This is a genomic window from Candidatus Hydrogenedentota bacterium (genome assembly GCA_018005585.1).
Lineage (GTDB): Bacteria > Hydrogenedentota > Hydrogenedentia > Hydrogenedentales > JAGMZX01 > JAGMZX01.
On the sequence record JAGMZX010000098.1, the window covers coordinates 1 to 22153 of the forward strand.

Annotated in this window: 13 protein-coding genes; 8 read left to right on the plus strand and 5 right to left on the minus strand. The window is 64.8% G+C overall.

Annotated elements, in window-relative coordinates:
• Positions 1–158: 158 nt before the first annotated feature.
• On the minus strand, positions 159–356 hold the full coding sequence (locus KA184_15715) for a hypothetical protein (protein ID MBP8131026.1): 198 nt from the start codon (positions 354–356) through the stop codon (positions 159–161).
• A gap of 40 nt (positions 357–396) precedes the next feature.
• Complete coding sequence (locus tag KA184_15720; protein ID MBP8131027.1) at positions 397–3240, minus strand: PAS domain S-box protein; 2844 nt, start codon at positions 3238–3240, stop codon at positions 397–399.
• A gap of 579 nt (positions 3241–3819) precedes the next feature.
• Here KA184_15720 and KA184_15725 point away from each other — a divergent pair.
• From KA184_15725 to KA184_15760, 8 genes are all read left to right on the plus strand, one after another.
• On the plus strand, positions 3820–8133 hold the full coding sequence (locus KA184_15725; protein MBP8131028.1) for a hypothetical protein: 4314 nt from the start codon (positions 3820–3822) through the stop codon (positions 8131–8133).
• Between the two features lie 230 nt (positions 8134–8363).
• Positions 8364–9593, plus strand: coding sequence for a phosphoglycerate dehydrogenase (serA, locus tag KA184_15730; protein ID MBP8131029.1), 1230 nt, complete (start codon positions 8364–8366; stop codon positions 9591–9593).
• Positions 9594–9780: 187 nt separating this feature from the next.
• Entirely contained in the window at positions 9781–11103 is a 1323-nt protein-coding gene (locus tag KA184_15735) for a VWA domain-containing protein (GenBank protein MBP8131030.1), read from the plus strand.
• Positions 11104–11135: 32 nt separating this feature from the next.
• Positions 11136–12770 carry a HAMP domain-containing histidine kinase gene (locus KA184_15740; GenBank protein ID MBP8131031.1) on the plus strand — a complete coding sequence of 545 codons (1635 nt, stop codon included), beginning with the start codon at positions 11136–11138 and terminating at the stop codon, positions 12768–12770.
• Positions 12767–13453, plus strand: coding sequence for a response regulator transcription factor (locus KA184_15745; GenBank protein ID MBP8131032.1), 687 nt, complete (start codon positions 12767–12769; stop codon positions 13451–13453). The genes KA184_15740 and KA184_15745 overlap by 4 nt, the downstream gene beginning before the upstream one ends.
• Positions 13454–13521: 68 nt before the next feature.
• Positions 13522–14406: an NAD(P)H-hydrate dehydratase gene (locus KA184_15750; protein ID MBP8131033.1), complete on the plus strand. Its 885-nt coding sequence runs from the start codon at positions 13522–13524 to the stop codon at positions 14404–14406.
• Positions 14403–15380 (plus strand): thiamine-phosphate kinase, encoded by a 978-nt coding sequence (thiL, locus tag KA184_15755; protein MBP8131034.1) that lies wholly within the window; start codon positions 14403–14405, stop codon positions 15378–15380. The genes KA184_15750 and thiL overlap by 4 nt, the downstream gene beginning before the upstream one ends.
• Before the next feature lie 31 nt (positions 15381–15411).
• Positions 15412–16695, plus strand: a complete 1284-nt coding sequence (locus tag KA184_15760) for a DegT/DnrJ/EryC1/StrS family aminotransferase (protein ID MBP8131035.1) — start codon at positions 15412–15414, stop codon at positions 16693–16695.
• A gap of 77 nt (positions 16696–16772) precedes the next feature.
• On the opposite strand, the gene KA184_15765 is transcribed toward KA184_15760, so the two are convergent.
• The 3 genes from KA184_15765 to dnaE all read right to left on the minus strand — a co-directional run.
• Positions 16773–18044, minus strand: coding sequence for a Gfo/Idh/MocA family oxidoreductase (locus KA184_15765; protein ID MBP8131036.1), 1272 nt, complete (start codon positions 18042–18044; stop codon positions 16773–16775).
• Between the two features lie 126 nt (positions 18045–18170).
• Positions 18171–19433, minus strand: coding sequence for a hypothetical protein (locus KA184_15770; GenBank protein ID MBP8131037.1), 1263 nt, complete (start codon positions 19431–19433; stop codon positions 18171–18173).
• Between the two features lie 200 nt (positions 19434–19633).
• A partial coding sequence (gene dnaE / locus KA184_15775) for a DNA polymerase III subunit alpha (protein MBP8131038.1) occupies positions 19634–22153 on the minus strand: 2520 nt, incomplete at its 5' end.

Below are 22153 nucleotides of genomic sequence, written 5' to 3' on the forward strand. Positions count from 1 at the left end.
GGCTGCCGCAAGTTCCTGAATTTACCGCACTGTGCCCCGGCGTCGGGGACGGCAGGGACGGCAGGGACCGCGAGTTGTCTTTGCGTTCCTCGTGAGATATGCGGTCGCGCCGCCGATGGAAGGAACCGGCGGCGCGATGCCGGGATGGGGTCACGGGTTCAAACCCCGGCATATTTGTATTCTGCCGTCGTGGCGTCCTCGGGATGGGCTTCCAGTCCCATTTCGCTCTTGTCCAGTCCCATGCACGCTACTTCCGGCGTGACGCGCAGGCCGGCAAGGGCCCTGGTCAGACTCCGGAGGACAACCGAAGCGGCGACCGTAAAGGCGGCGACAGCGCCGATGCCGGTCAACCGCACGACAAGCCGGCCGGCGCCGCGGCAAACGGCCCGGGTCCGGCTACGCGCTCGCGCACTGGTCCAGCACGCGGCGCACCGTGTTCGCCAGCTTCTCCTTGTCGAGCGGTTTTTGAATCAGTTCGGAAATGCCCATTTCGAGGACGAGGCTCTCGGTCAGCGAGTCCGCGAAACCGGCCATGATAATGACAGGGACGCCGGGCCGCACGGCGCGTGTCTTGATGGCCATTTGAATGCCGTCCATGTGCGGCATGGCGTTGTCGAGGAGCAACAGGTCGAAGGCCTCGGGCGACGCGAGGAACCGGTCCAGCGCGCGCAGGCTGCTCGATTCCACAAAAACGCGATAGTGCAGGAGGGACAGAATATCGGCGGCTACCTGGCATAATTCCTCGTCGTCGTCGACGATAAGAATGCGCTCGTATTGCCCTTCGGGGGGTGCGATCCGTTCGTGATATTCGGGCGGCCCGCCCGGGACGCGCGGCAGATACAGGGTGAATGTTGAGCCTTTGCCAGGCTCGCTCTGGACGCCAATGGCGCCTCCGCAATTCTTGACGATGCCGAGCACGGTCGACAGGCCCAATCCCGTGCCTTCGCCCGGCTGCTTAGTCGTGAAGAAAGGCTCAAAGACGCGGTCCACCGTTGCCGCATCCATCCCGATTCCCGTGTCGGACACGCGCAGGCATACGTAGGGGCCTGGTTCGAGCACGCCCACGTTGCCAACGTAGGGTTCCTCCACCTCGACGGATTCCAGGACGACCTCGAGCACGCCGCCGTTCTGACGCATGGCGTGGGACGCGTTCGTGCACAGGTTCATGACGACCTGGTGGATCTGGGTGGCCTCCGCGAGCACGCAGGCGCCGTCGTTGGCCAGGTGTTGCCGTATCTGGATGACGGGCGGCAGCGAACGGCGCAGAAATCGGACGGTCTCGCTGACCGCGGGCGCGATGGCCACGGGACGGCGCTCGGGTTCTTCCTGGCGGCTGAACGCGAGAATCTGGGCGACCAGGTCCGAAGCGCGGCGCGCGGCCCTTGCGATCCCGTGCATGTGGGAGCGGGCGGCGGACCCTTTTTCGGTCTGGTCGATGCAGAGTTCACAATGGCCCAGAACGAGCGAGAGGATATTGTTCATATCGTGGGCGATGCCGCCCGCGAGGGTGCCGATGGCCTCCATTTTCTGCGACTGGCGCAACTGCCGTTCGAGCGCCACCTCTTTCGTGACGTCGCGCTTGAGCGCAACGTAGTGCCGAATGTTCCCCCCCTCGTCCATCACGGGCGTGATTGTCATGTCCTCCTCGTAGAGCGCGCCGTCCTTGCGCTTGTTCGTGACGCGCCCTTGCCACACGCGGCCGCTCGCGATTTCGCCCCACAGAGTGTTGTAGAAGCCGGGGGCCTGCTTGCCGCTGCGCAACAGGCGCGGCGTTTTCCCCGTCACTTCATCGCGCGTGTAGCCGCTCGTGCGCTCGAACGCCGGGTTCACGTACTGGATCAGGCCGGCGGCGTCGGTGATCATCACCGCTTCGGCGGCCTGTTCGATGGCTGCGACGAGGCGGGTCCGCTCCTGCTCCGCGGCCATGCGCGCGGTGACGTCCTCCGTATGCACCATGACCGAGTCGGGCGGCACATACACATACTCGACGACCAGCCGCTTTTCGCCGGGAACGTGGCGCAATTCGAAGGGCGTTTCCACGACAAAGGTGTTCCGCTCCGCGAAACAGCGTTCGAGGTTTTCCTGGATATCCGGGCGGTCCGCGAGATACTCGCGCGCGGTGCGGCCCAGCCAGGAAAGAACATGACCTTCCGTCATTGCCAATCCCGCGGCGTTGTGGTCGGCGAGAATGAAGTCGCCGTCCTGTTTCCGCCACGTGAACGTGGGGATGGGGAAGTGCTCGTATTGCGCGCGCATGCGTTCTTCGCTCTGGCGCAGGGCGTCTTCGGCGAGCTTGCGCTCCGTGATATCGACGATCCCCGCGATGGCCCCGGCATAACGGCCTTCTTCGTCCATGATAGGCCCCGTTTCCAACATGGCGTAGAGGCGCGTTCCGTCTTTCCTCCTAAACTCGAAATCGTGTTGCTCCTTTACGCCTTCTCGCCGCCGTTCGAGGTAATGCTTCGCCTGTTCCCGCGCGGCCTCGTCCATGAACTCGAACAGCTTCCGTCCAATCATCTCCTCCACCGCGTATCCGAGCATTTCGGCCATGCGAGGGTTGACGTAGGAAGTTGCTTCCTCTCCGTCGATTACCCAGATGCCCTCATACAGGGTCTCGACCAGGTGGCGGTATTTGGATTCGCTCTGGCGCAGGCTTTGCTCGGTGCTGGCGCGTAACGCCGTTTCCTGGGTCAGCCGGGCACGTTCGGATGCGGCGTGCTGTCGTTCGATGATGAGTTGCACAATCGCCAGAAACAAGCCCGTGACCAGCAACACCAGCCCCAGCCCCGAGATGGGTTGGGCAATAGTAAAGTACAGTTTGTGTTTCCAGGGGTCTTCCAGGGTCTCGCGCAGCGGAGGGAGTGCGGCCGCGATGATCAGGCCTCTGCCCAATGCGGCAAAGAATGTTCCCACAAGCAGCGGCCAGATTACCTGATAGACGCCGCGAATCAGCCGGATGAAGTAGGCGATCAGTCCCAGCGCGACCAATACGGAGACCGTGTCCAGGGCGGCATTGAGATAATAAGACTCGTACTCCCACACCCCAAGGACAACGTCCGAGAGGACGGAGAACACAAGGAACCAGAGCGCGGCGAGCAGGATGATGCGCCGCGAAAGGGCCAGCCGCGCCCGGAACGCCTTATCTTCCTGCGCGGACAGCGCGGCCGCTTCGGCAAGGCGGGCCTGGACATCCAGGTTCGTGTGCGGCGGTTTGCTCCCGCTCTCGAATGAGAACGCCATGCGCGACCCCTCCGCTCCTTCGCTGTTTCGTGCCCCCATTGTCCGGCTGAGGGTGGGGCGAGTCTCTCTATTCTACTCCCGCTGCGTTTGCCTCGCCAGTTCCATCCGGGGATGGCAGGCCGTTGGGTTTGGTATTTGCCCCAGTGTTTTTCATCGGCACAATCTGCGATTAGTGCGATATCTGCAAAACAAAGGTCTGCCGGCGCGGAATCTCGGCTATTGCAAATCTGAGGAGAAAGGTATATCATGACGACACTGGTGTTCAAGGCAAGAGGGAGTGACGGCTGCTGTAATCGTGTGTCGCCATCCCCCGCAAGGCGCCGGGAGCAGGGCAGCAAAGGATGTGTCGTTTTCAAGGGCCGCAAGTGAGGCATGCTGCTTGGGACTCGTAGTCGGGCCGTTCTTGGACGCTTGTTGGGTATAATGCAACGGTTTCACGGGTACGTGAGGTAGTGCTGGATGAGGCAGCCGTTCCGTTCGTTCGTGGCATCCTCGAGGAGGGGGCACGAACGCCGTACGGGACTGGAGCTGCGGGGAGCATTGCAGTTATTCTTGTGTATTCAACGAAGGAGCGGAATCATGACACGCAGGACATGGGCTCTGGTACTCTTGAGCGTGCTGGTCGCGGCCAGCGCCTCAGCCACGGTTTATGTGAACAAGGCCACCGGCAATGACGCCAACCCCGGCAACGGCTGGGGTTCCGGCCAGGCCGTCGCCACGATCCAGCGCGGTATCGATATCGCGTGGCTCGCGGGCGGCGACGAAGTCTGGGTCGCGCAGGGAACCTACAACGAGCAACGCACGGAACTGTGGGGTGCGCCCGCCTCGGTTGCCGGCTCTCTGGTGCTGAAGGATAACGTGCACCTGTACGGCGGCTTTGAGGGGACGGAAACGGCCCGCAATCAGCGCGCGCCGCTGGTAACCCCCACGATCATCGACGGGTCGTCATCGCGCGCCGGTGCGGCGGCTTATCACGTTGTTGTCGTGGGCAGGAATGCCGGCGGTTCCGTGAATGTCATCATTGACGGCTTTACGATCACGGGCGGTCAGGCCGCGGGCGTCGCGGGCGACTACCACACGTGGCGCGGCGGCGGCATCTATAACTGGGCGACGAGCTCGCTCACCGTCGCCAATTGCTGGGTCATGGCGAACAGCGCATCGGTCAGCGGCGGCGGCGTCGCGAACGAAGCCGCCCCGGGTTTCCTGGCGACGGCGACCTACAATAACTGCCTCATCGCGGATAACGTAGCGAACCGCAACGCGGATACGGCGGCGCCGCCGAACCCCATCCGCAGCGGCGGCGGCGTGTTTGTCAATGGTTCCGCGCCCGTATTTGTCCACTGCACGATTACGAACAATGTGATGGGCAATCTCGCGGGCTGGACGCTGTTCGGCCTTCAGGGCGGCGGTATCTACGGGTGGAATTCGGCCGTCACGATGGACAGTTCGATTCTCTGGTTCAATACCAACAACGGCTGGCAGTCTGAGGGCGGCGGCAGCATGGTCTTTACCTACTGCGACTTGCAGAACGGCGTGGCACCCGGGTTGGGCAATATCAGCGCGAATCCCGCTTATGTGGACGTGCCGTTCTATCGCATGCTGGCGCTTGGCGCTTCGCCGTGTATCGACACGGCAAATCCCGGGCCGTCGCTCACCTCCGACCGCGGCGACGTGCCGCGGCCGATCAACGGCCTCGTGGCGCTGCGCGCGGACATGGGCTGCTACGAAATGTCGCTCATCGTCCCGACGGCGGTGTGCCAGAACGCGACCGTGCATCTCGGCGCGCCGGAGAACGGTGTGCTGAATCCGCTAAGCATCGACGGCGGCAGCACGGCGCAAGCCGGGCTCTGGCGACGCTCCGCCAGTCAGACAACGTTCACGTGCACCGATATGCCGAGCAAGGTTGTCTCGCTGACGGTGAGAGACCGCATTGGCCGTTGGACCACGTGCAACAACGCGACCGTGACGGTTCTTGACAACATCAACCCGGTCGCGGGTTGCGTCGCGAATGGGACGGTCACGGTGCCCCTCTCCGTGGGAACCTTGGCGGCGGCTGCTATCGAGAGCGGCAGCACGGACAACTGCGGCTTGAACCCGGGAGCGTATTTGGTCGACGGTGCGGCGAGCATCCCGATTACCTGTGCGGACATGCCGGCGAAAACGGTTACGTTGACGGTGTTCGACACATCGGGCAATTCCGCCACGTGCCAGACCACGGTGAACGTGGTGGACGACGTTCCGCCGGTCGCGGGCTGTGTCGCGAATGGGACGGTTGCGGTGCCCCTCTCCGTGGGGACCTTGGCCGCGGGGGCCATCGAGAGCGGCAGCACGGACAACTGCGGCTTGAACCCTGCAGCGTATTTGGTTGACGGCGCGGCGAGCATCCCGATTACCTGTGCGGACATGCCGGTGAAAACGGTCACGTTGACGGTGTTCGACACATCGGGTAATTCCGCCACGTGCCAGACCACGGTGAACGTGGTGGACGACGTTCCGCCGGTCGCGGGTTGCGTCGCGAATGGGACGGTCACGGTGAACCTATCCGTGGGGACCTTGGCCGCGGGGGCCATCGAGAGCGGCAGCACGGACAACTGCGGCTTGAACCCGGCGGCGTATTTGGTCGACGGCGCGGCGAGCATCCCGATTACCTGTGCGGACATCCCGGCGAAAACGGTTACGTTGACGGTGTTCGACACATCGGGCAACTCCGCCACGTGTCAGACCACGGTGAACGTGGTGGACGACATAGACCCGGTGGCCCAGTGCCAGAACTTCACGCTGGACCTCGATGTCGCGTCCACGGTCACGTTCGCGGATATCGACAACGGTAGTTCCGACAACTGCGGCCTGAACCTGGCGGCCACGACCATCGTGCCCGACACGTTCGACTGCGCGGACCTTGGCGCCAACACGGTGACGATGACCGTATTCGACGATGCGGGCAACAGCAACAGTTGCCAGGCGACCGTCACGGTGATCGGCAGCCTTGCCAATCTGCTCGAATCGTCCGTGTCGATTGCCATGTACGAACTGGACGACCTGCCGGCCGTCATGCAGACGCGCGCGGAGTGCGGTGTGCCGCCGTACACGGCCCTCGAGTGGTTCTTCGACCCGGACGGCTTTGACGCGGGTGTCGAACCCGAAGTGCAGTTGAGCGGCGGGCTTGGCGGCCATCCGAACGACGCCGGCGCGACCGTTACGATTGGCGGCGCGTCCCCGGTCACAACGCTGGACCTGGACAACGTCGGTCTCGGCGCGACGGGCTTCTACCGCAGCAAGGTGACGGATTCCGATGCGCCCGCCGCGGTGGTGCCTTCGCCGGCCGTCCAATTGAACGTGTACAAGCACCTCGCGATCATTGAGGACCTGCCCAGTGACGCCTCCGCGAACAATGGCGATACGGGGTTCGAACTCTCGATCACGACCGAAGGCGGCATCCCGGCGTTGGATTACGACTGGTACTTTGACGACGGCGGCGGGCCGGTGCTCCTGAGCGACGGCCTGCAGGTGTCGGGCACGACCCTGTCCGGCACGGACACGGACACCGTGTCGTTCGACGAAATCCATCTGGGCGACCTGGGTTCGTACTACTGCGTCGTCACCGACAGCGGCACGCCGGAAGTGGTGTCGTCGAACACGCTGACGCTGACGGTCACGAACTACATGGCGGTGCTCCTGCCCGCGGTGCTGCGCGCATACACGGATTACACCCCGCTGTCGCTCACCGCAGACGTCAATAACGGGTTCCCGCCGTATACGTACACCTGGTACAAGGATGGCGACGTGGTTGCCGGGCCGCAGGCGGGTCTCTCGACCCTGGACCTGGGCGCGGCAGACGCTTCCGACATCGGCGATTACTACGCTCTGGTGAGCGACAACAGCGGCGGGCTCAACCCCGATGCGCCGTCCAACACCTGCGCGGTTGCGGTAGCGGATGCGCCGAGCATCCTCGTTCACCCGCAGGATGCCAACGGTTACGTAGGCGACATTCTGGGCTTCTCGGTCCAGGTGGTCGACGGGTTCCAGCCGTACACCTATGACTGGCGCATCAACGGCTCCAGCGCCGGCGCGCCGTCGGTGCCGGCGATCCCGACGCCTCCGCTGACCCTGGCGTACGACGGCGTGATTATCGATGTCGTCGTGCATGACGAGGGCGTGAACCAGGTCGATCCGAATGTGTTCGTGGTCACGGACATCTTCTCGAACCAGGCCGTGCTGCACGTGAGCGAGCCGATCGTCTTCGACGCGCAGCCGCAGGACGTTGCGGCGTACACGACGGACCCGGCCTTCGACCTGTCGGCCCACTTCGCGGGCGGCATGGAGCCGATGGCCTACGTCTGGAAGCAGGACGGCGCGGTTGTTGACGGCCCCACCGCGATTACGACGCCGAACACGATTACGTTGACGGTCGACCCGGCCGCGGTGGGCGTGGGCATGTACGATTACAACACGGAGATCACGGACCAGGTCGGGACAGCGCCGTCCGGCACGGCGGTGGTCACCATCGCGGACCCGCTGACCATTACGGACGACCTCGAAGACGCGACGGCGCGCAACGACCAGCCGTTCGAGTGGTCGATCGGCGTGGCTGGCGGCCTTGGCACGGTGACCATTCAGTGGCAGAAGGACGACGGCACGAAGGCGTTCGTCAATCTGGCTGACGGAGGCAACATCTCCGGCACGACGACCACGACGCTGTCGCTGGATCCCGCGGTCTGGGCGGATGCGGGCCTCTATCAGGTAGCAGTGTCTGACGCCAACGTGACCGTGTACTCCTCGATTGCCGAGTTGACGGTGGTCCAGGGCGTGCCTGCCGCCGGCGTGCTCGGGTTGGCGGTGCTGACCGTCCTGAGCGCGTTGGGCGGCGCCGCGGCGCTGCGCCGCCGCAAATAGCGGCTTCGTATCGCGGCTGACGCGAAGAAGCGTTCATTCAAGGCCGCCGGTCCTCGAGTCGAGGGCCGGCGGCCTTCGCCCTTTCCTTGCCATGGCGGGTCTCATGAGCGGGTGATTTCCGCCAGCCTCAGTTCGCCCGCTTTCCGGGTTCTGTTGTCGCGCGCCACCCGTCCCGTTTATGATCCGGCCCTCCTTGACCGCGAACCCGATGGCAAGAGGGAGTTCCGTGCATGACCGTTGAGACCTCTTACCCGAAAGACAAAATCCGCGTGCTCCTGCTCGAGGGCGTACACCCGGATGCCGTGGCGCGTCTGCGCGAAGAGTCTTTCAGCATCGACGTGGAGAAGCGCGCCCTCAGTGAAGCGGAGTTGCTGGACCGGGCCGCCGAATACCACCTCATCGGGATACGCTCGAAGACCTGCCTCCCGGAGCGCGTCATACGGAAAGCGCGCCGCCTGCTGGCCGTAGGCGCGTTCTGTATCGGCACGAACCAGGTCGATACGGGCGCAGCCCGGTCGGCAGGCGTGCCCGTCTTCAATGCGCCCCACTCGAACACGCGCAGCGTCGCCGAACTCGTGATCGCCGGCATTCTGATGCTCTTTCGCAACCTGTACGACAAGATCCGCTCGGCGCACCAGGGTGAGTGGCACAAGAGTGCGCGCGGCAGCGTCGAGGTGCGCGGCAAGACCGTCGGCATCGTCGGCTACGGGCATATCGGCAGCCAGGTGTCCATTCTCGCCGAAGCGCTCGGCATGCGCGTGCTCTACCACGACATTGCCGACAAGCTCGCGCTCGGCAACGCAGCGCGCGCCGCTGATTTGCGCGACCTGCTCGAAAACAGCGACGTGGTCACCGTGCACGTGCCCGGCGATCCGGGCAACGCGGGCATGATCGGCGGCGAGGAAATCGGCTGGATGAAGCAGGGCTCGTTCCTGATCAACACGAGCCGCGGTTTCGTCGTGGACGTGGACGCATTGCGCGCGGCTCTTGTGTCAAAGCATCTCGCCGGGGCGGCACTGGACGTATTCCCCCAGGAACCCGGTTCGGACGCAGACCCGTTCGTCTCGCCGCTGCAGGGCATGCCCAACGTCATCTTGACGCCGCATATCGGCGGATCTACGCAGGAAGCGCAGCGCAATATCGGGCTTGAAGTCTCGGGCAAGCTGATCCGCTTTACCAACAACGGGTCGACCGAAGGCGCGGTCAATTTCCCGAACGTGATTCTGCCGGAATTGATACATCACCATCGTATCCTCCATATTCACCGCAATGTGCCCGGCGTGCTGCAGCATGTGAATGCCCTGTTCGGCGAGGCGGGCATCAACGTCGCGGCCCAGCATCTGCGCACGCAGGAAGACGTGGGCTATCTGATCATGGACATAGCCAAGACGGCCACGCGTGCCATGATCCGCGAACTGGCGCGGCTGCCGGAGACCATCCGTGTCCGCGCCCTCTTTTGAGGAAAAGTCCCTGCGCCATCCCCGTTGCCTGACACATATCTTACAATCCCGTTGCGCTTGCCTGACCTCTTGCGCCGCCCCGCGCCGTATCGTCAGAGGCAGGGGCGCGGGCCCGGAATCCCGCGCCCGGCAAAAGGAGGATGATTCGATGAACGGACACAACGCCAAAAGTCATGGAAGCGTCAGGATGGTCCTGCGTTGCGCAGTCGTTGCGCTTGCCGTGGCCGCGACCTGGGGCCGCGTCGCGCAATGCCGCGAGATCGAGATGACCGCGGCTATAGGCACGCCCTTCGTGAAGGCGGGCGCGCCGCGGACGGCCTACGTCAAGGTGCGGCTGCGCGGCTTCGAAATCGAGCCGGGCGAGCGCGCGCCGGTGAACGTCGCCATCGTGCTGGACAAGTCCGGCTCCATGTCGGGCGAGAAACTCGAGCGCGCCAAGGACGCCGCCTGCATGGTGATGGACCGGCTCAACGCGCAGGACATTGTCTCCGTGATTGCGTATGACACCACCGTGTCCGTGCTGGTGCCGGCGACGAAGGTGGCGGATCGCGCCGTGATCATGGAACGCATCCGCGCGCTGGGTGCCGGGGGCAATACGGCTCTGTTCGCGGGGGTCAGCAAGGGCGCGGCGGAGGCCCGGAAGTTTCTCGACCTGGAGCGCGTCAATCGCATCGTGTTGCTTTCCGACGGGCTGGCGAATGTCGGCCCCAGCGCGCCGGAAGACCTGGGCGACCTCGGGGCCTCGCTGTTTTGCTCCGGGATTTGTGTGACGACCATCGGGCTCGGCCTCGACTACAACGAGGACCTGATGGCGCTGCTGGCGAAACGGAGCAACGGAAGCCATCTCTTCGCGGCGGAAGCGGGTGACCTCGCGCACAAGTTCAATCTCGAATTCGGCGACGTACTCACCGCCGTCGCGCAGGACGCGGGCGTCAGCATCGAATGCGCCCCGGGCGTGCGCCCCGTGCGGGTGCTGGGCCGTGAAGGGTCCGTCGACGGACAGCGGGTCACCGTCGATTTCGGCCAACTGTTCAGCGGCCAGGACAAGTACGTAATCGTGGAGCTGGAGGTGCCTGCCGGCGCGGCGGGCGAAGAAGCCCTCGTCGGCGAAGTCGAGTCCCGGTGTCTCAACCTGATTTCCCGGGAATGGGAGCGGCACACGGGCCGGATTGCCGTGAAATTCACGGATTCCGACGCGGAAGTGGAGCAGCACACCGACGCGAATGTCATGGTCTCGGTGGTCCGGCAAATCGGGGCCGAGCGCAACGCGGCGGCGCGCGTCTTGCGCGACCAGGGCAAGATCGAGGAAGCGCGCCGCGCCCTGGTCGACAATTCGGCCTGGTTCTTCGACAACTCGGTCCGTTTTGACTCGGAGCAGTTGCGGGAGGATGCGCAGGCAAACGAACTGGACGCGCAGAACCTCGACGACGCGGAATGGCGTGAGCGCCGCAAGGTCATGCTCGAGAATCAAAGCGCGCAGCAGCTACAGTCCCTCGGCTATGTCGAGTAGAATGGCCACAGCAAAGGGAGGCTCCGGGCCGCTTGAAGATTCGATTGATAGTCATTCTGGCGCTATTGGTGCTTGCGCCGCTCACGCTGGTGGCCGTTCTCGGCGTGCGTGTCGCGCGCAGCGAACGGGAGATGGCCGTTCATCGTTGGCGGGAAATGCTGGCGGTCAGACTGACAGGCATCGACGAAGATATTCAGCAGTTTCTGCAGGCATACACGCGCCCATTTGCCGAGCGCGCGCTGACGGACGCCCACACGGCGGCGCTGTCCGATGAATTGGCGGCCACGGGCCTGGTCCGGCAACTTTTCGTGATTGCGGAAGACGGCACGCTGGCCTTTCCCCGGCTCTCCGCGGACAGCGGCCCCAAGCAACAGGAATTCTTCCGGCGCACGACGGAACTGTGGCGCAGCCGCGACCCGCTGTTTCACCCGCCGGATGCGGCCGCATTTGGCGCGCCCGGGGGCGCGCCGGCTCCCGCGCATCAGGTGATGCCCTTTCAGCAGACGCCTTACGGTTCGAGCGGCGGGCCGCAGCTTGCGAGCGGCTGGTACACGTGGTATTGGGGCGACGGGCTGAACTTCATCTTCTGGTGGCGTGACGGCTTGGGTCACACGGTGGGAGTCGAACTGGAGCGGATGCGGTTCATCGCGGACATCGTGGGCGCGCTGCCGGATACGGGATGGGACCAGCGCCTTCCGGAACGCATCGCATTGATGGATTCTCAGGGGCGCGTGCTGTATCAATGGGGGCACTACGAGCCCGCCGCAGCTGAACGGCCGTTCGTCACGTGCGCGCTCAGCCCGCCGCTGAGCGGCTGGAGCCTGAGCTACTACGCGCCGGCGGACTTCACGCCCGCCGCGGGCGGGCGCTCCGTCTGGTTCAATCTGACCGCGGGCGGCGCGGCGGCCGCGCTCGCGCTGATCGGCCTCGCGGCATATTTCTATCGCGAGAGTTCCCGGGAGATGCGCGAAGCGGCGCAGCGCGTCACGTTCGTGAACCAGGTTTCGCACGAGTTGAAAACGCCGCTCACCAACATCCGAATGTACGCGGAACTGCTGGAAGAGGAACTCGCCGACAACCCGCGCTGCGCCCGTTCGCTCGGCGTAATCGTATCTGAAAGTCAGCGCCTGAGCCGCCTGATCGGGAACATTCTCACCTTCGGCCGCAAGCAGCGGCGCAAGCTGGTGCTGCATCCGGGGGAAGGACGCGTCGAGGACACGGTGCGCGCCGTGCTCGAACGCACGGGGCCCGCCCTTGAGGCGCGCGGCATCGCGGTGCGGTTCGACAGTACGGACTCGGCGCAGGTTCGCTTCGACAGCGACGCCGTCGAGCAGATCCTGAACAATCTCATCAGCAACGTGGAGAAATACGCGGCGGACGGCGGATATCTGGGCATCAATCTCCGCCGCGAAGACGAGACCACGGTGCTGACCGTTGAAGACCGCGGCCCGGGTATTCCGCAGGGCGAATTCGAGCGTGTGTTCCAGCCATTTTACCGGCTGAGCAACAAGGTGTCCGACGGCGTGACGGGCACCGGCATCGGTCTGTCGCTATCGCGCGAACTCGCGCTGTTGCACGGAGGCTGCCTGCACATCGTTCGCGGCGACGGCGGCGCGGTTTTCGAGGTGCAACTGCATACGCCGGCGGGTTCGGGAGAATCGGCATGAAAGTGCTGGTGGCGGAAGACGACGACCATATCCGGAACGGCCTTATGGAGGTGCTCGCGCGCGAAGGCTACCGGTGCATTCCGGCGCGCGACGGGAAGGAAGCCCTCGACCGGTTTGAAGCCGACTCGCCGGATTTCGTGTGCCTCGACATCATGATGCCCAAGGTCAATGGCTACGACGTATGCCGCGCGATCCGCAAGGTTAATTCCAGTGTGCCCGTGATTTTCATCAGTGCAAAATCGGAGGAAGTGGACAAGGTGCTCGGCCTGGAACTCGGCGGAGACGACTTCATTCTCAAGCCCTTTGGCGTGCGCGAGGTGGTCGCGCGCATCCGCGCCGTGACGCGGCGCGCCATGGCCGCGCGCGCGCCCGGGGCGCAGCCGCCGCCGTTCCGGATGCAGGACCTGGAAGTATTTCCCGCGGAGTTGCGCGCGCGGCGGGGTGAAAAGGTGATTGAATTGAGTCTGCGCGACGTGCGGCTGCTCGAGCTCTTCCATCGGAACCAGCACAGCGTGCTCGACCGCAACACGCTGCTCGATCACGGGTGGGGCCAGGACTATTTTCCGAACAGCCGCGCGCTGGACCAGCACATTTCGCAATTGCGCAAGCGCATCGAGCGCGACCCGAAGGAACCGTCGATCATTCTCACGGTGCACGGCGCCGGCTACCGCTACGACGGCTGAGGCAAGCGCACGGCAGGCTTGAACCGCATCCCGGCCCAGCATACGATGCTTGCGGGAGGTGTTGCCGTATGGCGCAGGAACTGAATGCGGCCATGATTCGCGCCTGGCTGCCGCCGCGGCCCGAAAAAGGGCACAAGGGCACGTTCGGCCATCTGTTTGTGCTTGCCGGTTCGCGCGGCTTCACGGGCGCAGCCAAGCTCACGTGCATGGGCGCGTACCGCGCGGGGGCCGGACTGGTTACGCTGGGGATTCCGCACCCGCTCGCGGACGTCGTGGCCGCCGGCCTGCTCGAAACCATGAGCCTGCCGTTGCCCGCCACGGAAATGGAGACCTTTTCCGAAGACGCGGCCACGCCCGCGCTCGCATTCGCCTCATCGAAAGACGCCGTGGTGCTCGGGCCGGGCCTGTCGCGGCATCCTGACACGACGCGCTTCGTTCACGCGTGCGTGACCCGGTGCCCGGTTCCGTTGCTCGTGGACGCGGATGGGTTGAACGCGTTGAGCGAAAACATGGAGACGCTGCTCGAGTCGACGGCGGCCCCGCTGGTTCTGACGCCGCACCCGGGCGAAATGGCCCGGCTTGCCGATTGCGGCACGGAGGCCATCCAACGGGACCGCGAAGCCGCCGCCGCCGCCTTTTCGCGGCGCTATGACTGCGTGGTGGTGTTGAAGGGCTTTCGCACGGTAATCGCAGGGCCGGGTGAAGCCGTGTACGTCAATACCACCGGCAATTCGGGCCTTGGAACGGGCGGAACGGGCGATGTCCTCTCCGGCGTCATAGGCGGGCTGCTCGCGCAGCGGATGAGTCCTCTGGAAGCGGCGTGCGTTGGCGTGTACGCGCACGGCTTGGCGGGCGACCTGGCCGCGGCGGCCAGGACGCAGCGCGGCATGACCGCGGGCGACGTTGTCGAGGCGCTGCCGGAGGCATGGCGCGAACTGGAGTCAAGCGTATGACTTCATTGCGAGACCTCGGGGAATTCGGGCTGATCCGGCGGCTGACGTGCGGGCTGCCCGAGTCCGGGGCGGTCGTGCAGGGCGTGGGCGATGACTGCGCCGTCGTGCGCGTGGGCGAGCGGCTGCTGCTTGTCTCGACCGATGCGTGCGTCGAGGATGTGCACTTCTCGCGGCGGACCGCCTCGCCCGCGGATATCGGCTGGAAAGCGGCTGCGGCGGCGGTCAGCGACATTGCCGCAATGGGCGGCGAGGCGCGCTACGTGCTGGTTTCGCTGGCGTGTCCGGTGGACATTCCGGCGGAAGTGCTCGACGGACTCTATGGCGGCATCCGCGAGGCCGTAGACGCATGCGGCGCGGTGATCATCGGCGGCGATACCACGGAGTCGCTGGCGCGGATGGTCCTGGATGTCGTGGTTATCGGCGAGACGGCCGAGGGGCGCTACCGGCTGCGGCGCGGCGCCCGGCCGGGCGACGTGCTCGCGGTGACGGGCTACCCGGGGCGGTCGGCGGCGGGCTTGCTGGCGCTGGAACTGGGCGTACGGGCGCCGGCGCTGACGGAAGCGCATCTGCGGCCGCGGCCACGGCTGGCGGAGGGCCGCTGGCTGGCGTTGCGCGAGGAAGTGCATGCGCTCATCGATGTCAGCGACGGCTTGGCGCAGGATGCGGCGCATATTGCGGAGGCGTCGGATGCGGGGGCCGATATCGACCCGGAAACGTTGCCCGTGGCGCCTGTCCTCGAGGAATATCGCGGCGTCCTCGGTATCGCGCCGCGCGACCTCATCCTGGCGGGCGGCGAAGACTATGAACTGGCGATGGCGATTGACGGGGATGCGTGCGAGGACTTACTGCGCGATTTCCGCGCGGCATTCGCAACGCCCATAACGGCGGTCGGGCGTTTTACCGCGGCACCCAAGGGCATCCGCATCGCGGGGGCGGTCCCCGAGATGTCTGGATTCGACCATTTCCGCCGCTGAACGGCCGCGAAACGGACAGAGGAAACCAGGAATGGCGCGCGACAATCTCGATCCGTTCCGGCCCCGCGCTTTTGTGCAGACGGCGGGGCCCGTGCTGCCGGAGTTGGACCGCTGGCGGCAAATCACCGAAGACGAGGTGGGGGTCGTCGCGGAGATGACGCAGCGCAATGAGCTCAGCGGCGGCACGCCCGTCGTGCGCGCGTTTGAAGAGCGCTGGCGCGCCTGGGTCGGCACGCGCTACGCGCTCACGGTCATGAACGGGACGTCCGCGCTGTATTCGGCGTATTTCGGGCTTGGCGTGGGGCCCGGCGACGAGGTGATCTGCCCTGTGAACACCTGGATTTGCACGATCGCGCCAGCGGTGCTCCTGGGCGCGCGGCCGGTCTTCTGCGATGTCGACCCCGGGAGCCTTATGCTGGACCCCGCGGATGTGCGCGCGAAGATCACCGGGCGCACCCGCTGTATCTGCGCCGTACACCTGTGGGGCAATGTGTGCGACATGGATGCCCTGACGGCCATCGGCGAAGAACACGGCATCCCGGTTATCGAAGACTGCTCGCACGCGCACGGCGCGCGCTATGGCGGGCACATGTGCGGCGGTATCGGCAGGGCGGGGTGCTGGAGCCTTCAGGGTTCGAAAGCGGTGAGCGCGGGGGAGGGAGGCGTGTTGACCACGGACGACACGGACCTGTTTGAACGGGCATGCCTCGTGGGGCAAGTGAACCGCATCGCGGGTATGGACCTGGTCAGCACGCGCTATGCCGAGCATCAGCCGCTCGGGCTGGGCATGAAGTTCCGGGCGCACCCGTTGGGCATTGGAATCGCCGCCGCGCAACTGGACAAGCTCGATGCGCTGAATGCGCGGCGGCGCGCATTCATCGAGGAAGTCGAGGCGGGGCTGGCGGAGATTCCGGGTGTTCGTCCCGTAAAGGTGTACGCGGGCGCGGAGCGGGGAGGGTTCTATGGTTTTCCAGTCATTCACGATGCGGAAATCACAGGCGTGCCGACGGCGGCATATGTGGAGCGCTTGAACGCGCGCGGATTGCAGGCGACGCTCTCGCCCTACCCGAACCTGCACAGCCTGCCGGTTTTCGCAAGGGGATTCGATGTTTTCACGCGCAACCGGGGGCCCTTGTGCGCGGCGGCGGGATATCGCGGCTACAAGCCGGGCGATTTTCCAAACGCGGAACTGGCGCGGCGGCGCACCATCTTCCTGCCCCGTCTCAGCGATCCCGTTCCGGACGCCGCCGCCATCGTGCTGGATGTGCTGAACGCCTGCGCCTTGCCTGGCTCGTGTCCGCCTCCGCCAAGTTGAGCGCGTGTCGGTGGGCGCTATGGACCGTCTCTTGTCCTGGAAGCGTGAGTGGTTCTACAGCCGTTCCGCGAGCAATGTCACATCCGCCAGGGCGCGCGCATAGGCTGGTCGAGCAGGCGGTTGGCGCCTTCGTCGCCGATGAAGCGCTGCGCGACGGGGTCAAAGCGGAGGCTGCGCCCCAATTGCACGGCGCACTTTGCGAGATTGACGATGGTGCAGGAGCGGTGCCCGTTCGCCTCATTGAGCGCGAATTTCTTGCGCAGCGTGACGGCTTCCAGGAAATCGGTGACCTGCGGTTCCGGGTCGGGAAACTGGGCGAGTTTCCGCTCGAAGTGGGGGATATCCGATTTGAACCCGCGGAACAGCTTGCCCTCCGGCCCTTCGATATAGGGCGCGGGAGTCTCGCTGCCTTCGCCTTCGAGAATTATCTCGCAACCGTCTTCATAGCGCAGGGCGATGCGCCGCCACGTGCCGCAGGCGTCGGGGTGCTGCTGCGGCGCGTCAACGTCGATTTCGACCGGGCTGGTGTCATCCTTGCCGATGAGATACTGGACGGGATCCAGATAATGCTGGCCCATGTCGCCGAGTCCGCCGCCATCGTAGTCCCAGTAGCCGCGGAACGTGCCATGCACGCGATGGGGGTGGTACGGCTTGTACGGCGCGGGGCCCAGCCAGAAGTCATAGTCCAGCTGGGGCGGGACGGGCTCGGGGACGAGGTCGGTCCTGCCGACCCAGTAGAATTTGAAGTCGAAGCCGGTGGATTTTCCGACGGTGACCTTCAGGGGCCAGCCGAGCATGCCGCTGTTTACGAGTTTCTTGATGGGGCGGACGGTGCTGCCGAAGCCGTAGAAGTCGTCCTTGAACCGGAACCAGGTATTAAGCCGGAAGATGCGCGCATTCCGTTGAACGGATTCGACGACCCTGATGCCTTCGCCGATAGTACGGGTCATGGGTTTCTCGCACCAGATATCCTTGCCGGCCTCGGCGGCCGCCGCCGCGATCAGGCCATGCCAGTGCGGCGGCGTCGCGATGTGGACGATGTCGATGTCGGTGCGGGCGAGGACTTCACGGAAGTCCTTGTAGCCCTGCACGTCCTTGTCGACGGCGGCGAGGGCTTCCTTGAGATGGCCTTCGTCGACGTCGCAGACGGCGAGAAGCTTGCCCGCGGCGTAGCCGAGGTGGCCGCGGCCCATGCCGCCGACGCCGATAACGGCGCGCGTAGGCCGTTCGCTCGGGGCGGTGAAGTGCAGGCCGCCGAGGACATGGCGGGGGACGATCATGAACGCGCCCGCAACCAGAGAGGACTTCTTCATGAAGTCGCGGCGTGTAGTCTTGCTCTTGTCTATCATGCGGCGTTGTCCTTGTGGTGCTCTCGCTCTGCCCATCCCCTGCCGTGAAAGCGGACTGCAAAACCCTACATCAGGAAGCAGGCAAACCACAAGTGGCCGCGGCGGCGTCTGGCGCTTCCCGCAGTGTCAAGGGCGCGGCCCGGGTTTGAGCACATGTACGCCATAGGCTGGCAGGGAGCCGGTGATCGCAGCCCCCTGCAACGTCTGGGAGCCGCCAAGCGTCAGTTCCTCGTGGACCTGTCCCTCAGGCGCGCCCGTATTGCGTAATACATAGGTGCACGGAAAAGGCAGCTCATTCACGATGATCCACCACGTGGCGCCTTCGACCTCCTTGCCCAGCGCGCGCACGGCCAGGTTGGCGTTGCCGCCCCGAAGCGGGTAGAAACCGAAGGCTCTCGTCTCGACCGACGCGGGCCCGGATGCGTCGGGCGCGGCGAGCACGTGCTGGATATCAGCGAGTTCGCGCACGAGACGCAGGAGGTCCTTCCATAATCCGGAGTCTTTGGGATGGAGGTGCGTGCCCCAATAGAGCACGCCGCGCGCGCCGCGCACAATCGCGTCGTAGGCCATGAAACGCGACTCCTCAAAGGTGGGCGCCTGACCCTGGCCGGGCCGGCGTTCGAATAGGTCGTCCACCTCGCCCCAACTGAATCCCTGAAGCACCATCCAGACGGGTTTCCGCGGCGCGGAAGCCTGCATGCGGATCGTGCATTGGCCGATGCTTCCGAGCAGTCTGCGTGAAACGTCAACGGGCCGGGTGACATAGGGCATGACGGGGTAGATGTCGCAGCCGACGATGTCGGCGGCGCGTCCGAAGCAGGCGAGTTCTTCAAGCGAGTTTCCCGCTGCGTGGTTTATCCAAACGGGATGCGCGGGGTCCCATTGCCGGAGCATTTGGTAGCCGTTCTGCATTCGGACAGCCAGCTTCGCGGATTCCCTCTTGAAATGCGCCCAGCGTTCGAGCAGCATGCCCGGCTGTCGATATGCGGCCAGCCAGCATGACCATAGGGCTTCGTCCGGGACTTCCCACACGAGCAGCGCGGGATGCGAAGCCCAATTCGCGACCATATCCCGCAGGGCCTGCCCGCTTTCGCTGGCCTCTTCCGGCAGTTCAATCCGGCCGCCAGTGTTCAGCCAGGCATACAGGTCTCGTGCGCGGAGCCTGTCAAGCGCCGCGGTCTCTTCCGAGCCGCGCACGAGATTGAAGCCCGCCCGGGCCACTTCATCCAGCGCCGCGTCGTCAGCGGGATATTCATACAGGCCGATGACGAACAGGCGCCGTCCCTCCGCGACGAGCATGCCGTCGGCGGCGATTGAGACTTCCGTGGCGGAAGCGCTGACCGCGAGTGCGAAGACCGCCGCACAAGCGTACCCCGTTTGCAGCAGCATGGCTTGTCTCCCACAGTTCTGCCTGGACCACCGTGCGCGCAGGCCCTTCGCCGGACGCGCAACAGCCGGATGCAGCCGCGCACCGTGACCTGGACCGTATATGCAGAAAAGACCCCTTTGGATGCCGGCAAGGTTTCACGCAGCGTTCCTCCATCGTGGAACGCTTGACCCGCGCATGCTCCCGCAACTGGCGGGGCCGCTTACTGGCCGCCGCTGCGCCGGTTGCGCCAGCGCGGCTCCTCGGGCGCGGCGGTGGGCGCGGGCGTGTGGGAGGGCAGGCCCATGCCCGCGGAGAACCAGAGGCAGCCCTCGCCCAGCACGTTCTCGATCTCCTGCCGGAGCGCGCGGGAAGGCGCGACGCGGCAAGAGCCGGTCGCGTGGACGGTGACTTCGTCGCGTTCGGTGGTGATGCAATGAAGGAAGACATCGCATTTGCCGGGCCGCGCGCCGAGCGTTTCGGCGATGCGCTGGAGGAGCACCTCGTCGAGGCCCGCCGTTTGCATCCGGATATGCACAGCGGTCGTGAATTCTTTTTCGGCATCTTCGATGGGGAAGATTTCGATGGCAACCAGGCCGGGTGCCTGGCCGCGGTGGCTGACGCGGGCGCGCATCATGACGATCATGTCCTGCACCAGGAGACCGACTTTCTGTTCGTAGAGGTCGGAGAAGACGGTGACTTCGACGTGGCCTTCGAGGGTTTCGAGAGTGAGGAAAGCCATTTTCGCGCCGCGGCCGGTAATGTGGAGTTTGACGCCGGAGACAATCCCGCCGAGGGTGACCTCCTGGTTCTCGCGGAGTTCCGGAAGGTCGCCAAGGCGAATGGTGGAGAAGCGTTTGAGCGTATCGGCATACCGGGCGAGCGGATGGCTGCTGACATAGAGGCCGAGCATTTCTTTCTCGTACTGGAGCAGTTCGCTTTCGGGCCATTCGAACAGGTCGGGGCGCGCGTGCATGACTTGTTCCTGCTGCGCGTCGCCGAGCATATCGAAGAGGGAGGTCTGGCCCGCAGCGCGGTCGCGCTGGGCGATTTGACCTTCTTGGAGGGCCGTTTCGATAACGGCCTCGACTTGGCGCCGGTTCCAGCCGGACGAGAGGAACGCGCCCGCCTTGTTCAGGCTCTCGATGAGGCGTTTGTTGACCATTCGCGCGTCGAGCCGGGAGCAAAAGTCGAAAATATCGCCGTAGGGGCCGTTTTCGTCGCGTTCGCGGACGATGGCGTCCGCGGGGCCTTCGCCGACGTTCTTGACGGCGCCCATGCCGAAACGGATGGCGTCGCCTTCGACGGAGAACATGGTCTCGCTCTTGTTGACGTCGGGCGGGAGCACCTCGATGTTCATGCGCCGGCATTCATCGACGTAGAGAGCGATCTTTTCGAGGTTGCCGCGTTCGCTCGTGAGCAGCGCGCACATGAACTCGACGGGGTAGTGTGCCTTGAGATAGGCGGTTTGGTAGGCGACGAAGGCGTAGGCGACACTGTGGGATTTGTTGAACCCGTATCCGGCGAAGGTCTCGATCTTGTCGAAGAGCTCGCCAATAAGCGAATCGCTTATCCCGGACTTGCGGCAGCCTTCGGTGAAGATCTGGCGCTGATTGGCCATTTCTTCGGGCTTCTTCTTGGACATGACGCGGCGGAGAATGTCGGCTTGGGCAAGGCTATAGCCCGCGATTGCCTGCACGATCTGCATGACCTGTTCCTGATACACGGCGATGCCGTAGGTCTCGCGCAGAATAGGCTCGAGCAGGGGATGATCGAATCGGGTCTGTTCCGGGTGAAACTTGTTTTGTATGTAGGTGTCGACGAATTGCATGGGGCCCGGGCGGTACAACGCCACGAGCGCGCTCATCTCTTCAAGGCTCTGCAGCCCGATGCGCTTGGTCAGTTCGCGCATGCCGGAACTCTCGAGCTGAAACACGCCCGTTGTATGGCCGGACCGCAGCAACGCGTAGGTCCTTTCGTCGTTGGGTTCGAGAGCGTCGATGTCGATGGAGATGTTGCGGTTCTCGCGCACAAGGCGGACGGCTTCGTGCACGACCGTAAGCGTGCGCAGGCCGAGGAAGTCCATCTTGAGCAGGCCGGTCTGCTCGACGCCGCCCATTTCGAACTGGGTGACGACGGTTTCGGATGCGGACGCCTTGAAGAGGGGCACGTGCTCGGTGAGGGGTTGGTCGCAGATGACGACGCCGGCGGCGTGCGTGCCGATGTTGCCCACGGTGCCTTCGAGACGCGTGGCCAGCCGCCAGAGACGCGCGATCTGCGGGTCCGACTCAACGAGGGCGCGCAATTCGGGCTCTTTCTCCAAGGCCTTTTCGAGGGTGATCTTGCTCTCCTCGGGGATGAGCTTGGCGATGCGGTCGACGTCGCCGTAGGGCATGCCCATGACGCGGCCGACGTTGCGAATGACGTTGCGCGCGAGCATGCGGCCGAACGTGATGATTTGCGACACGTTCCCGGGGCCGTACTTCTGCCGCGCGTATTCGATCATCTCGCCGCGCCGTTCGTAGCAGAAATCGATGTCGAAGTCCGGCATGCTGATGCGGTCCGGGTTAAGGAACCGCTCGAAGAGCAGCTTGTAGCGCATCGGGTCGATGTTGGTGATGCGCAGCGCATACGCGGTGAGGCTGCCCGCGCCTGAGCCGCGGCCCGGCCCGACGGGGATGTCGTGCTCGCGCGCGTATTTGATCAGGTCCCAGACGACGAGGAAGTAGTCCACGAATCCCAT